The sequence below is a fragment of the Type-E symbiont of Plautia stali genome, assembly GCF_059731115.1.
Genome location: NZ_AP035906.1, coordinates 456,485 through 471,657, shown reverse-complemented (window position 1 = coordinate 471,657; position 15,173 = coordinate 456,485). Strand labels below are relative to the sequence as shown.

General features: G+C 55.0%; 12 protein-coding genes. 6 read left to right on the top strand and 6 right to left on the bottom strand.

The window, feature by feature from the left end:
• Window positions 1-13 precede the first annotated feature (13 nt).
• Window positions 14-1,084, top strand: coding sequence for a tartrate dehydrogenase (locus AC6I8L_RS02040; RefSeq protein ID WP_058961838.1), 1,071 nt, complete (start codon window positions 14-16; stop codon window positions 1,082-1,084).
• 104 nt (window positions 1,085-1,188) lie between these two features.
• Here AC6I8L_RS02040 and AC6I8L_RS02035 read toward each other — a convergent pair whose 3' ends face one another.
• From AC6I8L_RS02035 to AC6I8L_RS02025, 3 genes are read right to left on the bottom strand one after another with little or no spacing between them, the layout of a single operon-like run.
• The gene (locus AC6I8L_RS02035; RefSeq protein WP_034826777.1) at window positions 1,189-2,004 is read right to left on the bottom strand and encodes a carbohydrate ABC transporter permease; all 816 of its coding nucleotides are present in this window, start codon (window positions 2,002-2,004) and stop codon (window positions 1,189-1,191) included.
• Entirely contained in the window at window positions 2,004-2,876 is an 873-nt protein-coding gene (locus AC6I8L_RS02030) for a carbohydrate ABC transporter permease (RefSeq protein ID WP_038643559.1), read from the bottom strand. The genes AC6I8L_RS02035 and AC6I8L_RS02030 overlap by 1 nt, the downstream gene beginning before the upstream one ends.
• A 58-nt stretch (window positions 2,877-2,934) precedes the next feature.
• On the bottom strand, window positions 2,935-4,278 hold the full coding sequence (locus AC6I8L_RS02025; protein ID WP_153012331.1) for an extracellular solute-binding protein: 1,344 nt from the start codon (window positions 4,276-4,278) through the stop codon (window positions 2,935-2,937).
• A gap of 531 nt (window positions 4,279-4,809) precedes the next feature.
• On the opposite strand from AC6I8L_RS02025, the gene AC6I8L_RS02020 reads away from it, so the two are divergent.
• Together AC6I8L_RS02020 and AC6I8L_RS02015 are read left to right on the top strand one after the other, a co-directional pair.
• On the top strand, window positions 4,810-5,409 hold the full coding sequence (locus AC6I8L_RS02020) for a GNAT family N-acetyltransferase (RefSeq protein WP_058961837.1): 600 nt from the start codon (window positions 4,810-4,812) through the stop codon (window positions 5,407-5,409).
• Between the two features lie 13 nt (window positions 5,410-5,422).
• Window positions 5,423-6,514 (top strand): ABC transporter ATP-binding protein, encoded by a 1,092-nt coding sequence (locus AC6I8L_RS02015; protein WP_058961836.1) that lies wholly within the window; start codon window positions 5,423-5,425, stop codon window positions 6,512-6,514.
• 99 nt (window positions 6,515-6,613) lie between these two features.
• Here the strand turns inward: AC6I8L_RS02015 and AC6I8L_RS02010 are convergent, their stop codons facing one another.
• Complete coding sequence (locus AC6I8L_RS02010; RefSeq protein ID WP_058961835.1) at window positions 6,614-7,735, bottom strand: ROK family transcriptional regulator; 1,122 nt, start codon at window positions 7,733-7,735, stop codon at window positions 6,614-6,616.
• A 26-nt stretch (window positions 7,736-7,761) separates the two neighbouring features.
• The gene (locus AC6I8L_RS02005; RefSeq protein WP_176505788.1) at window positions 7,762-8,637 is read right to left on the bottom strand and encodes a glucosamine kinase nucleotide-binding domain-containing protein; all 876 of its coding nucleotides are present in this window, start codon (window positions 8,635-8,637) and stop codon (window positions 7,762-7,764) included.
• 267 nt (window positions 8,638-8,904) lie between these two features.
• On the opposite strand from AC6I8L_RS02005, the gene AC6I8L_RS02000 reads away from it, so the two are divergent.
• The gene (locus AC6I8L_RS02000) at window positions 8,905-10,065 is read left to right on the top strand and encodes a Gfo/Idh/MocA family protein (RefSeq protein WP_160834344.1); all 1,161 of its coding nucleotides are present in this window, start codon (window positions 8,905-8,907) and stop codon (window positions 10,063-10,065) included.
• Window positions 10,066-10,166: 101 nt separating this feature from the next.
• Here the strand turns inward: AC6I8L_RS02000 and AC6I8L_RS01995 are convergent, their stop codons facing one another.
• On the bottom strand, window positions 10,167-11,405 hold the full coding sequence (locus AC6I8L_RS01995; protein WP_058962225.1) for an MFS transporter: 1,239 nt from the start codon (window positions 11,403-11,405) through the stop codon (window positions 10,167-10,169).
• 417 nt (window positions 11,406-11,822) lie between these two features.
• Between AC6I8L_RS01995 and AC6I8L_RS01990 the strand changes: the two genes are divergently transcribed.
• Together AC6I8L_RS01990 and AC6I8L_RS01985 are read left to right on the top strand one after the other, a co-directional pair.
• The gene (locus AC6I8L_RS01990) at window positions 11,823-12,422 is read left to right on the top strand and encodes a hypothetical protein (RefSeq protein ID WP_058962224.1); all 600 of its coding nucleotides are present in this window, start codon (window positions 11,823-11,825) and stop codon (window positions 12,420-12,422) included.
• A 283-nt stretch (window positions 12,423-12,705) separates the two neighbouring features.
• Window positions 12,706-15,096, top strand: coding sequence for a glucose/quinate/shikimate family membrane-bound PQQ-dependent dehydrogenase (locus AC6I8L_RS01985; RefSeq protein ID WP_058962226.1), 2,391 nt, complete (start codon window positions 12,706-12,708; stop codon window positions 15,094-15,096).
• Window positions 15,097-15,173: the final 77 nt, after the last annotated feature.

Below are 15,173 nucleotides of genomic sequence, written 5' to 3'. Positions count from 1 at the left end.
CTGCGAGAACCCTATGAGCGGCAAAACCTACAAAATCGCCGTCATCCCTGGCGATGGCATTGGCAAAGAAGTGATGCCAGAAGGCATCCGTGTAATGGATGCAGCGGCAAAGAAATTCGATATTTCTCTGGAGTGGCAATGGTTTGACTTCGCCAGCGCTGAATACTGGCAAGAGCACGGCAAGATGTTGCCGGATGACTGGTTCGCCACCCTCAGCCAGTTTGATGCCATCTATTTTGGCGCGGTGGGCTGGCCGGATGTGGTACCGGATCACGTGTCGCTGTGGGGATCGCTGCTGCAGTTCCGCCGCGAATTTGATCAATACGTCAACCTGCGTCCGGTTCGCCTGATGCCGGGCGTCAAAGCGCCGCTGGCCAATCGTCAGCCCGGCGATATCGATTTCTACGTGGTGCGTGAAAATACCGAGGGCGAGTACTCGTCCGTCGGCGGCACCATGTTCCCTGGCACCGACCGCGAGGTGGTGATTCAGGAGACGGTGATGACGCGTACGGGCGTCGATCGCATCCTGAAGTTTGCCTATGAGTTAGCGCAGAAGCGTCCGAAAAAACACCTGACCTCTGCCACCAAATCGAACGGCATTGCTATCACCATGCCATATTGGGACAGCCGCGTCGAAGCCATGGCACCGAGCTATCCGGAAGTGAAAGTCGATAAGTATCATATCGATATTCTGACCGCGAACTTCGTGCTGCATCCGGACTGGTTTGATGTAGTAGTGGCCAGCAACCTGTTTGGCGACATTCTGTCGGATCTCGGCCCGGCCTGTACCGGCACCATTGGTATTGCCCCTTCCGCGAACATCAACCCGGAAGGGAAATTCCCGAGCCTGTTTGAACCGGTACACGGCTCAGCGCCGGATATCGCGGGCAAAGGCGTGGCAAACCCGATTGGACAGATCTGGTGTGGTGCGATGATGCTGGAGCACCTCGGTTACGCCGAAGCGGGTGCCGCCGTGCTGGATGCCATTGAGCGCACCCTGGCCGCCGGTAATAGCCTGACGCGCGACCTCGGCGGCAGCGCCTCAACGGAAGAGTTGGGTGCGGCGATCGCAGCAGCGCTTTAAATAGGCTTAACGGATGCGCCCGCTATCAACTCGGGCGCCCCAATGGCCACGGCCTGTAATGTTCGCAGTTGCAGGTGCTCACAGAGTCGTGCTCTGGCGCACCCCTACTTCACCGCCCCTTCCGTCACTCCGCTGATAAACTTGCGCTGGAACACCAGGAACACCGCCACCAGCGGCATGATCACAATCATCGCGCCCGCCATTAGCACCGGAATATCAATGGTGTTTTTGTTCTGGAAGAACATCATGCCGATTGGCAAGGTGCGCAGTTCATCCTTGTTTACCAGAATCAGCGGAATCAGGAACTCATTCCACGTCCAGATAAACAGCAGCAGCGCCAGCGTCGAGAGCGTCGGCCAGATGGCGGGCACCAGAATGCCCCACAGGATTTTGCGCCGGGATGCACCATCCATCACTGACGCTTCAACCAGTTCACGTGGCACCTGTTGCAGTGCAGTGGCAATCATCAACGTGGTGAACGGCAGTGATAAGGCAATTTGTGGCAGGATCAGCGCCAGATACGTGTTCGTCAGCCCCATCCAGCGCAGTTCGTGGTAGAGCGGGATAATGAAAGCCTCGCTCGGTAGCACCATGCCCAGACCCAGCATCGCCGCTATTACTTTCTTACCGGGGATTTTCAGCCAGGCAAAACCAAATCCCGCCAGAATCCCTAACAAAATGCTGCTGATCACCACCGGAATCACCACCAGCACCGAGTTCATAAAGTAGACGTTGAAGTGCCCCTGCTGCCAGGCCGTCACGTAATTTTTAAAGTTCAGCGATGAAGGTAGCGTGAACACGCCCTGAAACAACTCCATCTGGGTTTTGAACGAGGTCATCAGCGCCATTAAAAACGGCAGGATGGTCATCAGCGCGACAATCCAAATCAGTGCGCGTGAGACAACAGGCGTACCGCGCATCAGTGACGCTCCCGAATAGCAAAATGAATACAGGCGTTGATCATCAGCACAATCAACATACTGAACACGGCCACCGCAGACGCGTAACCAAAGTAGTGCAGATCAAAGCCCTGCTTATACATAAAGATGTTGGTCACCATAGTCGACGTACCCGGCCCGCCTTGCGTCATCACATACACCAGATCAAAGGCCTTCAGGCTGGCAATCACCGTCAGCAGCAGCGCGATGCGCAACTCCGGGCGCAGCGAGGGCAGCGTGATACGCATAAACTTCTGGCGGCGAGAAGAACCATCCAAATCGGCGGCTTCTAACAGCGAAGGATCCATGCGCTGTAATCCAGCCATAAACAGCACCAGACAGAATCCAAAGAAATACCAGGTGGCGACAAAACCCACTGCCGGTAACGCCCAGGTGAAATCCCCCAGCCACGACAGAGCCAACTGCGGCAAGCCAATCGCGCGCAGGAACTGATCGATAGGACCAAACGCTGGGTTATACAGCCAGCGCCACACCACGCCCAATACCGCCATCGGCATGATGTAAGGCAGGAAAAACAGAATACGCAATACGCTGCGCTCTTTGCCGTTGCGCGTTTCATACAGGAAGCTGCACAACAGCAGACCGACGCCAATTGGCAGCAAGGTGTAAAACAACATCAGCAGCGCGTTGTTGCCGAGCGCCACCCAGAACACCGGATCCTGGAACATGCGCACGTAGTTGCTGATACCGGTGAAAATCGGCAAGGAGGTGCCATCCCACTCGGTGAAACTGATGCCGAGCGAGGCCAGCAGCGGCAGGAGTAAAAACACCGCATAGACCAGTACGGCAGGCAGAAGATAGAGCGCATTGCGCCAGGCAGATTTGTTCAGCATAACCTTACTCGCTTGCAGGCTAATTCACGGCCCGGCATTGCTGTCGGGCCGGACATCATCAGTGCTTCAGGGTTTTCAGGTAACGTTGATAGTTGTTGTCGAAATTGGTGACCATCTGCTCCGGCGTCTGTCTTCCGGCCAGTAACAGCTGCACGTTCTGATTCAGCTCGGCGTTCATGGTCGGCGTGGCCCAATCCAGATAATGGCCGAGGCCATCATGCTCGTTGAGGGTCACCCAAACCTGATATGTCTCTGCCAGCAACGGGTTATCCGCCGGGATTTGTGCATTCTTGCTGGTGCCTGCCGGCAGGAAGCCCACTTTCAACCAGCGGTTAGCCATCTCATCCGATACGATGTAATCGATAAATTTGGCCGCCGCATCCTGCTGCTCTTTGGTTTTCGCGGTGTTGGTGATCGAGAACGCCAGATCGGTACCGCCCACCATTAGCGCATGTTGCACACCCTCACCCATCGGCATCGCCGCGAAGTGCACATCTTTATTGTCTTTGAACTGACCGAGATACCAGGTGCCACTCACCAGGAACGCGGCCTGACCATTCTGGAACAGCGTGGCCGCATCATCATGGCCAATGCCTTCGAAGCCAGGGAAGAAGTAGCCTTTATCTTTCCAGCTTTTCATCATGCTCGCCGCTTTCACCAGCTTGTCGTCTTTGAAGGTGCCGCCGACGTCGTAAATCAGATCGTCGAGGGCTTTGCGATCTTTACTCTCAATCTGTGCTTCCCATACCGTACTCAGCAGCTGCTGGCCCATATTGCCATCCAGCAGGCCGAGCATCATCGGCGGCGTACCCGCGGCTTTCAGTTTCTCCATTGCCGCTTCGAGTTCAGGCAGGGTTTTCGGTACCGCAACACCCGCTTTGTCCAGCAGCGCCTTGTTGTAATACAGCCCCACCATTTCACCGAGACTCGCCACGCCATACAGTTTGCCGCTACCAAAGTCTTGTTTATCAGACCAGCGGTTACGCTTGAGGATCGAATCCGGGAAGCGCGTGCTCCAGCCGTAAGTTTTGGCATAATCGTCCAGCGGCCACAGCAGTTTGTCTTTCACCAGCGAACCCATATCGCCACCGCCCTGATTGACCTGCGCGATTTGCGGGCCATCACCGGCAGTCAGCGCCAGCTTCAGTGGAATGCGTGTGTCTTCAAAAGAGTGAACCGAGCGCTGGATGGTAATGCCCGGATTCTTCTGCTGGAACGCTTTAACTGCTTCATCCACGGCTTCGGTTTGCTGCGGATAGTTATAAATATCCCATTCGTTCAGCGTGACCGCTTGTGCCGTCGCCAGGGTCGCACCGAGCAAAATCCCGGCTGAAACCAGACGCGACACACTGCGCAGTGAGCTTTTCATACGGGACGGACGTTTGGTTGAATCACACATCATGCTCGGTTTCTCCAACAGATGACTGGCATCCCTTCATCGCGACACCTGCATGTCCTGGCAGGTTGATTCAGCAGCAGTAATAACGACGTTAATTCATACTTACTTTATGCACAAAAGAAAGTCAAACACCCTCACTGCGGAATTTTTGCTCTGTGATACAGTGCAAACTGTGAGAAGAAAAGCGGGCTATGCAGTAGAGAATTCTGCATGGCAGCCGCTGAAGCGCACACCATAAGAAGACATAGCCCTGCCGACAGCACAAATCACTCACGCCATTCAGCCGCATTAACCCACTGACAGACCATATGAAAATTCTATACTTATTGAGAGAGGTGAGAGGCTTCTGCGGCAAAATCATCCCAGAACACAGGCACCACAGGCTCTGCGCCGCTTCACGTGGCCGTTCACGCCACCGTCCCCCCTCAGGATTTACCTCGATGTTGTGCGGTAGCGCAATTATTACACCTTGAAAACTAAGTCAGCTTTATTTACCGTAAAATCTGTTTATCTCATGACCACAGAGGCATCACCATGACGGCTAAAGGTGTTATTCGCCGCGCCAGCGAGAGCGATTTTCCGGCCCTGTCGCGCATCTGCTTAGAAACGGCCAATGCGGGCACTGATGCCACCGCGCTCTATTCCGACCCGGCACTGCCCGGCCTGCGCTTTGTCATTCCCTACGCGCGCTTTGCGCCTGACTTCGCTTATGCCATTGAAATAGAAAGCAAAGTGATGGGTTATGCGGTGGCAGCACCGGATACACGCGCCTTCGAAGCAGAACTGGATGCGCATTGGTGGCCGCCACTGCAACAGCAATATCGCGACTACACGCCGCGAGCCCCCCTCGACAGCAAAGTGCTGGATGCCATTTTTCAGCCGGATGCCGCTGCTGAACAACTGGTAGCGCAATGGCCTGCACATCTGCATATCAATCTGCTGCCGCCGGCCCAGCAAGGCGGCTGGGGACGAAAACTGATTGAGCAACTGCTGCAGGACCTACGCGCCGCTGGCGTACCGGGTGTTTATCTGGGCGTAAGCCTGCAAAACGAGAAGGTGTGCGGCTTTTATCAACGTCTCGGTTTCACGCCCATTATGCGCAGCAACGCCATCTACATGGGCCAACTACTCTGATTGAGGCATCACCATGACCAGCCTGCATCTGCAAAGCGTTAAAAAGTCCTACGACCATGTGAATGTGATTCACGGTATCGATCTCACCATTAACAGCGGCGAGTTCGTGGTGTTTGTCGGCCCTTCCGGCTGCGGTAAATCGACCTTGCTGCGCATGATTGCCGGGCTGGAGGAGATCAGCGACGGCAAGCTGTTGATTGAAGGCGCAGACATGACGCACCAGCCCGCCACCGAGCGTGGCATTGCCATGGTGTTTCAGTCCTATGCGCTCTATCCGAATATGACGGTGCGCGGCAATCTGGCTTACCCGCTGGAAGTGATGAAGAAATCCAAAGCGGAAATTGAGAAAGCGATTAACCAGACGGCGGCGCGTCTGCATCTGACGGAACTGCTGGATCGCCTGCCACGTGCGCTCTCCGGCGGCCAGCGTCAGCGTGTGGCCATCGGTCGTGCCATCATCCGCCATCCACGTATTTTCCTGTTTGATGAACCGCTCTCCAATCTGGATGCTGAGCTGCGGTTACAGATGCGCATTGAGATTGCTCGCCTGCACGCCTCACTGGGCAACACCATGATTTATGTCACGCACGACCAACTGGAAGCGATGACGCTGGCCGATCGCATCGTCGTACTTCGCCAGGGCAAAATTGAGCAGGTGGGTGCTCCGATGGCGTTGTATCACGATCCCGACAATCTGTTTGTCGCCGGGTTTATCGGTTCTCCGAAGATGAACTTCCTGCAGGCGGAAATTGCCACGATCGCACCAGGTGCCGTGCAGTTGCGCGTGCCTGCCTTAGGCATTCACACGCTGACCATGAAGATCGACGCAGCCTGTCATGAAGGGCAAAAAGTCACATTGGGAATTCGACCTGAACACTTCTCGCCGGCTAATCAGGATACCGATGCGCTGAGCTTTAGCGCTGATTTGTCATTCAGCGAGATGCTGGGGCACACCAACTATCTTTACCTGGATATCGGTGAGGAGAAGTTACTGGTGATTGAGGAGCGTAACGCGGCAGAACATGAGATTGGCGACCGCGTCAGCTATCAGATCAATGCTGAGCGCGGAATGTTGTTTGATGAGCAGGGATTGCGCCTGCGTTAAGCGCCTGAACGAAGCAAGCGCCGTAGTTATGCTACGGCGCTCTCCTTATAACGAGTGAACAACGTCGATGCAGATCGCGCCACTACAGCTATTGCTGCTTTAAGACACCGTCTCTTCATCAGCCTGCGCCGCCAGTAAATCCAACAGCTTATTCACCGCAAAACCTGCCGCACCCTGTGCCCACATCCGATTCGACTCAGTGAGGAACTGCAGCGGCGTCATCTGCGGCGTGATCTTCAGGCGATAGGTCTGGAAGCTCTGCGTAATGTGGTCGAGCAGGATGCGCGAGGCCATCTGCGGCTCCATCGCCAGATACACCACGTCAGGATCGTAAGCCACCGACAGATTCGCCAGCGACATGCCCAGATGCTGCCCGGCCTCCGCCAGCGCGCTAAGCACTTCAGGTGTGGGCTGGCTATCCAGATCGCGTAACGTCTGCGGCAGCGCCTCTTTCAGTGAAACTGCCACACGCTGCAAAATCGCCTGTGACGAGGCGACATCTTCCAGCAAACGTTCGGAGCCATCACCGAGCAATGACACACCAATCTCACCGGCTTTGCCATGGCGGCCGCGATAGAGCTGGCGATCCAGCAAGATTCCGGCCCCAATCCCTTTGCCAAAGGTGGCGATCACTGCTGACTGCGCATGGCCCAATTGACCAAATACCAGCGCGGCCATGGCTAAGGCATTGGCATCATTTTCGATAAAGACCGGCAGTGAAAAACGTTCTTCCAGCAGGCGTGCAATCGGCACGTTGTTCCAGCCCAGCGCGCGTGACAAGACGCAAACGCCGTTGCTGGCATCCACCAGCCCCGAGAGTGCAAGCCCAATGGCACCGACTTTCTTTCCTTCCACACCACGCAAAAACTTCGCCAGCGCATCACCCAGTTGCTTGGGGGTCATCGCGCCTGAAGGGATCTGCTGTTCGCCAATAATGTTGCCGCTGAGATCGGTTAAGACGATCAAATTACGTTCGGCGTTAAGCTGAATGCCCACCACACTGGCGTGATCCGGGTTGAGGCCGAGCAGGGTTTTCGGTCGTCCCATTGATACACGACGCAACCCCAGCTCCTGCACAATACCGCCGGAGAGCAAGCGGTTGGTGGCCTGCGAAACCGTGGACATACTCAGGCCGCTACGGACTTTGAGGTCAGACTGGCTGATTGGCGCATTTTCGACAATCAGCCGCAAAATGCGTGCAGTTACGTTGGGAGCGCTCATGGATCTCTTTTTTAAGTTAGAAGAGGCTAAGCCGGTTGCTGGCTGAACTGGCTGGCAAGGCGCAGTGCGCCGCTTAAGGCATCGCCCTGCGGCGGCACAAGCTGTGCAGCAATCTCGGCCGGTAACCAGGGCTGAATCGGCACCGCAAGCCCCCCCATCAGGGCCAGTTTGCCGTGACTGCGTGCCAGCAAGGGTTGCACCATCTGCACGATATCGGCAGCGGCCTGCTGCACCAGCGCAATGCCATGGGGATCGCCCTGCTGTGCAGCGGCAAAGACTTCAGGTACCACGCTGCCCCACTCGGCGGGTGTTGCCTGCTGTGACCAGAGTAACATCTGTTCCGGGCTGTGTTGATGCAACGCCATAATACGTTCAGTCAGCGCTGAAGCAGGCACGATAGCTTCGTGCGCCAGCAACGCTAAGCGCCGTGCACGGCGTCCAAGGATGGCGCCTGAACCGGCATCCGACAGGGCAAAACCCCAGCCACCCAGCAGGGTAAACTGCGCGCCGTCCCAGGCTGCGCCCTGGCTGCCCGTCCCGACAATCAGCACCGCGCCTGGTGCACCATCGTGCGCACCCGCGCAGGCGATCTCGACATCGGTAAACAGATAACGCGCCTGACAACGAGGCTGCCAGCTTTGCAGCCGTGAATGCACCGATGCCACATTGGCCCCCGCCAAACCCGCCACCAGCAGGGTGCGGTCACGCGCATCAGCAGCCAGCCCCGCTTGTTGAAAGAGCGTGTCGATGACCGATTCAATGGCGTTGATGGCGGCATCATACTGCGACCAGACATTGGCGGGCCCGCCCGTTGCTTCCGCCAGCACGTGGCCAGCGTGGTCCGTCAGGCGCCCGCGACAGTGTGTACCACCGCCATCAATACCCAGCAAAAGTGATTGCACGCGCTTCCTCCTGCCTGCCACGAACGGCATGATGCTTATAGATGTGCGAAAGATAGGGGAAAAAAACTTAAATCGCAATCACAAATAAATACGCATTCCGTATAGTTAATTAATATTCATTTAAAACATAAAGATAACAAAAAGTACCAATTTGAGATCGGCGTTACGGATTGACATTAGTTTTTCTGCCGTAATAAGTTAATGGTCAGATTATCAGCAGCCTGATGGGTCGGGCAGCTAACAAGCAACGGGCTTCAGGGGTACAACATGAAAGTGGGCATTATTGGTCTGGGCTTTCGTCTTTCCCATGTGGTGAAAGAGTTCAACAAAGCTGACGCAGAGTTCTCCGTGGTGGGTTACGTCGATCCGGCTCCCGCTGGCTTGCCAAATCTTCACACCTTCGGTATTGATGCCGGGAAGGCGTTCGACAGCGTGGATGCGCTGCTCCAGCACGGTGGTTTCGATCTGTTGCTGGTGGGGTCACCCAACTTTATGCACCTCGAGCATATCCGTCAGGGGCTGGCCGCCGGTTACACCGTGTTTACCGAGAAACCGGTGGTGATCAATGAAGAGCAGACGATGGCGATGGCGCAACTGGTACAACAATATGGCCATGAGCGCATTCTGGTCGGCCTGGTGCTGCGTTACTCACCGCTGTATCACGATCTATTGAACGCACGCGATGAAAATCGTCTCGGTGAAATCACCTCAATCGAAGCCACTGAACACATCAAGCCTTATCACGGCGCCTTCTTCCAGCGCGACTGGCGACGTCTGGAAAAATACGCCGGTCCTTATATTCTGGAAAAATGCTGCCACGACATCGACCTCTATCAGGGATTGGTCGGTGAACGCCCGGTGCGCGTTGCCAGCTTTGGTGGACGTAAGAACTTCACCCCGCAGCATGCACCCACCGGGGCTGTCACGCCGCAATCAGAGGTGTATCACGTGAAGCCCAGCGGCTGGTCGAGCACGGATGCGGTGTTTGACGGCGACGCCGATATCGTCGATTACCAGACGGCGCTGATCGAATACGCCAATGGCGCAACTCTCGCCTTCCACGCCAACCTCAACGTGCCGGATGAATTTCGTCGTTTCTGCGTGATGGGCACCGACGGCATGGCCGAGGGCGACTTTGTGCGTAACTACTTCCGCGTACACAACGCCCGTACCGGCGAGCGCGAAGTCGATACCACCTACAGCGGCAATGCTTATGACGGTCACTATGGTGCCGATGCGTTGATGGCTGAAGAGATCGTCAAACACATTAAACAGGGAACGCCACTGAAAGTATCCGTGGTGGATGCACTGGAAGCGGGTCTGACCGCGATCAAAATCGATGAAGCACGAAAATCGAAAACCGTGGTGGATATGACAGACAGCTGGAAACAATTTGACGCCAGCCTGGGGAAAACCGCGACCGTATAAGGTCAACCTCCCCGCGCAGATCCCCCTTTGCGCGGGGCTTTTCATGGCAGTGCAGAGTGGTGACATCATTAACCGGCCCGCGAGCCGGTTTTTGTTGGCACTTAACCTGCGTTTTCATTCTCCAGCTTCTGCCGTTTGCGCAGATGCGGGAAAATCGTCATCCACACCGCTACCACCACTAGCGTGCCAATACCGCCAAGTGCTGCGGCAGGCACCGCCCCCATCCACGCTGCCAGCATGCCTGACTCAAACTCACCCAGCTGATTTGAGGTGTTAATAAAGATGGCGTTGACCGCATTCACGCGACCGCGCATGTCATCCGGCGTATCCAGCTGCACCAGCGCGCCGCGAATCACCATGCTCACCATATCGAATCCACCCAGCGCGGCCAGCGCCAGCAGAGAGAGCCATAATTGCGTGGAGAGCGCGAACACCAGCGTGGCGACCCCAAAGCCCGCCACCGAACCAAACATAATCATGCCGACGTGTTTTTCCAGCTTGTGACGGCTGAGCCACACGCCAACAATGAGCGCCCCTACAGAAGGCGCACCGCGCAGCATGCCCAATCCCCAGGGGCCGGTATGCAGAATATCCTGCGCGAAGATCGGCAACAGCGCGGTGGCACCTCCCAGTAACACGGCGAACAGATCGAGAGAGATCACACCCAACACATCTTTGCGCTCACGAATAAAACGCACGCCCGCAAACATGGTGGTGAGATTCGTCGGCATCCGCGTTTGGGGCGGACGTTCATAACGAAGGCGGCTGACCAGCACCAGAGAGGAGAGATAAAACAGGGCGGAGACGCCGTAAACCACCTCGGGACCGGCCACATACAGCAGGCCACCCAAGGTTGGGCCGACGATCACCGCTGCCTGACCGCCCACTGAACTCGCCGCCATGGCACGCGCGAGAATCGGTGGAGGAACCAGCGCAGGGAGCATCGACGTGATCGACGGCCACTCCAGCGCTTTGGCCACGGAGATCAGAAACACCAGTCCCCAAATTTCAATTTTATCCGCCCAGTGCACCAGCGTCAGTGCCACCAGGCCAAGCAGAGCTAGCCATTCAATCAATTGCCCGACCAGCACAATGCGGCGGCGATCAAACTGGTCGGCAAGATGGCCGGCCGGCAGAGCCAGTAATACCGAAGGCAGGAACTGCATCAGGCCAATCATCCCCAACGCCATCGCGCTGTGCGTAAGGGCGTAGATTTGCCAGCTAACCGCCACGGAGAACATCTGGAAACCAAACGATGAACAGGTGCGCGCCAGCCAGAAGGCGACAAACGACCTGTGCCGCAACAGAGAGTCTTCTGCTGCGGATAACGGTGAAGCCATATTTTATCCCATCCTAAATCATCTTCCGGCCAGCATCATTGCACCAGCCTGGTGAAAAGCCGTTTACCGACTCTCATTATCATTTTGCGGCCACAGAGTGCGACATCTGACGCTGGCAAGCAATGGCTAGCCGTGCGCTTTAAAAACAGTTGCTTATCTAAAATTTAACTAAGCATAGAGTTCTGAATATTAGCAGGCTGATTGTTTTCACCTGAAAATATCTGAATCATTCCAGAAATTCCAATAACTCAATATTAAATACATCTTTTAGCCGCCATATCTCTCTATCAGAGACAGCTAAAAAAGGTGACCTTAACAAACATTTCGATCTATATTGGAAGCGTAAAGATCACAGCAACCTTGCCGTCCTTATAATAATTAAGACGTTCCAGTTAATTAATTTATTCATAGAGATAAATGGAAAACAGTTCATACAATCCTTATGTTACTGAGCGTATCCGTCGCCTCGACGGGGCACTGATGGGCGTGTGTTATTCAGCACCCTTTATGCATTGTGAACAGGAAAGCACAGTATTACTTAACGGAAGCAACATAATTTCACTGCACAATCAGTTGCCCGATGCGCCCGAACGAATAATTATCCCTTTAGTGGGAAATAGTCTTGCGCGCTTTTTAAAGGCGCCAGAAAATTATCCCAGCCTGCAAATGGAAAATGTCTCCCTTGCTATCAATTATGCCAGTTTAGTTAAGCATGAAGCGGCATTGCGAGAAGCCGTACAGCATCACGCATTCTGGCTTTATGATTTGGCTCCGCCAGGAACGTGCTGGAAGAATATTGCCTCTTTTCCCTTTAGTAGAATTGTCCTGAACGATGATTTCTTCAATGATAATTATCTCAAGTTCAGCTTTCCCTTTTTGCTCGGATCCTGCCGGGAAAGAGAAGCAGAGGTGATATTACGCACTCCGCAATTAACTCTGCCGTTGTCTGTCTATGAAGACCTGCAACTTTCTGGCTGGCAGGAACAACGCACCAGCAACACCCTGTTCGAAGTGTAAACGCTTACACGAAATGCCGCCGCTTGCCGTTATGACCCGATCTCTTCGGGCATAACGTTAGAATCTCCTCATAAAATGTCGCACTACTACCATTCCACAAGCGCAAAGCACTAAAAAAATCAAACCCGTTAACGTTTTTAAGATAAAATTTAACGCAAAGGGATCATCTGGCGTAACGGAAGCGCTGCGATCGAACATTTTAAGTCACTTCGTACTCTATGTCGGGAAACAACCTAATGCGTTGTTTCCTTTTAAGTTTATGGCAAAGAAAGAGGTTAATATTATGGGGAAAGCTTCCTCATCTTTTGGCGTGATTCGCTTTTTGACGGTGCTGTTCGCACTGCTCACAGGCGCATTTATGCTGGTAGGCGGTGTATGGCTAGCCGCAATTGGTGGTTCCTGGTACTACGTTATTGGCGGTGTGATTATGTTGATCACCGCTATCCTGCTGTGGCGCCGTAGCGGTGCAGCGATCATGCTGTATGCACTGTTGCTGTTGGCAACGCTGGTGTGGGGCGTTTGGGAAGTTGGTTTCGACTTCTGGGCGCTGGCACCACGTACCGATGTGCTGGTGATCTTCGGCATCTGGCTGATTCTGCCGTTTGTGTATCGCGGTCTGAATCATGCAGGTAAAGGCGCGCTGGGTCTGATGGCCGTTGCGCTGATTGCCAGCGTGCTGGTGCTGGCGTGGGCAGTGTTCCACGATCCGCAGGAGCTGAACGGTGAAATCCCAGCGGCGGCAGATAATGCCCCGCAAGCGCAGCCGCTGAGCAACATCAAGGATGCTGACTGGCCTGCGTACGCGCGTGACCAGCAAGGCACGCGCTTCTCTCCACTGAAGCAAATCAACACCGGTAATGTGAAAGAGTTGCAGGTAGCCTGGCAGTTCCAGACGGGCGATCTGAAAACCCCGAACGACCCAGGTGAAATCACCGACGAAGTGACGCCGATTAAAATCCGCGACACCTTGTATCTCTGCTCTCCGCACCAGATTCTGTTTGCGCTGGATGCAAAAACCGGTAAGCAGAAGTGGAAATTTGATCCGGGCTTAAAACCGAATCCAACCTTCCAGCATGTGACCTGCCGTGGTGTCTCTTACCATGAAATGCCAGCAGCAGCGGATGCGTCTAACACCCAGCCTGCGCTGTGTTCACGTCGCATTTATCTGCCAGTGAACGACGGTCGTCTGTTCGCGCTGGATGCCGAAACCGGTGAACGTTGTGCCGCGTTTGGTAACAACGGTGAGCTGGATCTGCAGCACAAACAGCCGGTACTGACCCCAGGCCAGTATGAGCCGACTTCACCACCGATCATCACGGATACCACTATCGTGATTGCCGGTGCGGTCACTGATAACTACTCTACCCGTGAACCGTCAGGCGCTATTCGTGGCTTTGATGTGAACACCGGTAAACTGCTGTGGGTGTTTGATCCGGGCGCGAAAGATCCCAACGCGATTCCAGATGATGAACATACCTTCACCATGAACTCGCCGAACTCCTGGGCACCGGCAGTATACGATCCAAAACTGGATACCGTATTCCTGCCAATGGGCGTGACGACACCAGATATCTGGGGTGGTAACCGTACGCCTGACCAGGAACGTTTCGCGAGCAGCGTACTGGCACTGAATGCCACCACCGGCAAGCTGGTGTGGTCGTATCAGACCGTGCATCACGATTTGTGGGATATGGACCTGCCGTCACAACCGACGCTGGCCGATATCACTGACAAAGATGGCAACACCGTTCCGGTGATTTATGCCCCGGCCAAAACCGGTAACATCTTTGTCCTGGATCGTCGTACCGGTAAGCCAGTTGTCCCCGCACCGGAAACTCCAGTGCCACAGGGCGCTGCGAAAGGTGATCATGTATCCGCAACTCAGCCGTACTCCGAACTGACCTTCCGTCCGAAGAACAATCTGACGGACAAGGACATGTGGGGCGCAACCATGTTCGACCAACTGGTGTGCCGCGTGATCTTCAAGCGTCTGCGCTACGAAGGTCCGTTCACCCCGCCGTCTGAGCAAGGTACGCTGGTGTTCCCTGGAAACCTCGGTATGTTCGAGTGGGGCGGTATCGCGGTAGATCCACATCGCCAGATCGCGATTGCTAACCCAATGGCGCTGCCGTTTGTCTCTAAACTGGTGCCACGCGGTCCGGGCAACCCGATCGAGCCACCAGCCGATGACAAAGGCGGTTCAGGTACTGAAACCGGTATCCAGCCACAGTACGGTGTCCCGTATGGCGTGGAACTGAATCCGTTCCTGTCTCCGTTGGGTCTGCCATGTAAACAACCGGCCTGGGGCTATGTCTCAGCGGTTGACCTGAAAACCAACGAAACCGTGTGGAAAAAACGTATCGGTACCGTTCGCGACAGCGCGCCGGTTCCGGTTCCGTTCAAAATGGGTATGCCAATGCTGGGCGGCCCAATAACCACGGCCGGTAACGTGTTCTTTATTGGTGCGACTGCCGATAACTATCTGCGCGCGTTCGACACCAACACCGGGGAAATGCTGTGGCAGGCACGTCTGCCAGCCGGTGGCCAGGCAACACCGATGACCTACGAAGTGGATGGCAAGCAGTACGTTGTCATTGCTGCAGGTGGTCACGGTTCGTTTGGTACTAAGCTGGGCGATTACGTCATTGCCTACGCACTGCCAGATGCTAAATAAGTTTCTGGTTTGATGTGACAAAGGCGGGCTGCGAAGCCCGCCTTTTTTGTTGTCTGACTGCCCGCGCTCTGGCGTAT

What these genes read in the sequence shown, in the direction of transcription:
- AC6I8L_RS02030 (WP_038643559.1), bottom strand. Translation starts at nt 2,876, where the DNA reads ATGCTGAACAAATCTGCCTGGCGCAATGCGCTCTATCTTCTGCCTGCC.
- AC6I8L_RS02025 (WP_153012331.1), bottom strand. Translation starts at nt 4,278, where the DNA reads ATGATGTGTGATTCAACCAAACGTCCGTCCCGTATGAAAAGCTCACTG.
- AC6I8L_RS02035 (WP_034826777.1), bottom strand. Translation starts at nt 2,004, where the DNA reads ATGCGCGGTACGCCTGTTGTCTCACGCGCACTGATTTGGATTGTCGCG.
- AC6I8L_RS02015 (WP_058961836.1), top strand. Translation starts at nt 5,423, where the DNA reads ATGACCAGCCTGCATCTGCAAAGCGTTAAAAAGTCCTACGACCATGTG.
- AC6I8L_RS02000 (WP_160834344.1), top strand. Translation starts at nt 8,905, where the DNA reads ATGAAAGTGGGCATTATTGGTCTGGGCTTTCGTCTTTCCCATGTGGTG.
- AC6I8L_RS02010 (WP_058961835.1), bottom strand. Translation starts at nt 7,735, where the DNA reads ATGAGCGCTCCCAACGTAACTGCACGCATTTTGCGGCTGATTGTCGAA.
- AC6I8L_RS01990 (WP_058962224.1), top strand. Translation starts at nt 11,823, where the DNA reads ATGGAAAACAGTTCATACAATCCTTATGTTACTGAGCGTATCCGTCGC.
- AC6I8L_RS01985 (WP_058962226.1), top strand. Translation starts at nt 12,706, where the DNA reads ATGGGGAAAGCTTCCTCATCTTTTGGCGTGATTCGCTTTTTGACGGTG.
- AC6I8L_RS02020 (WP_058961837.1), top strand. Translation starts at nt 4,810, where the DNA reads ATGACGGCTAAAGGTGTTATTCGCCGCGCCAGCGAGAGCGATTTTCCG.
- AC6I8L_RS02040 (WP_058961838.1), top strand. Translation starts at nt 14, where the DNA reads ATGAGCGGCAAAACCTACAAAATCGCCGTCATCCCTGGCGATGGCATT.
- AC6I8L_RS01995 (WP_058962225.1), bottom strand. Translation starts at nt 11,405, where the DNA reads ATGGCTTCACCGTTATCCGCAGCAGAAGACTCTCTGTTGCGGCACAGG.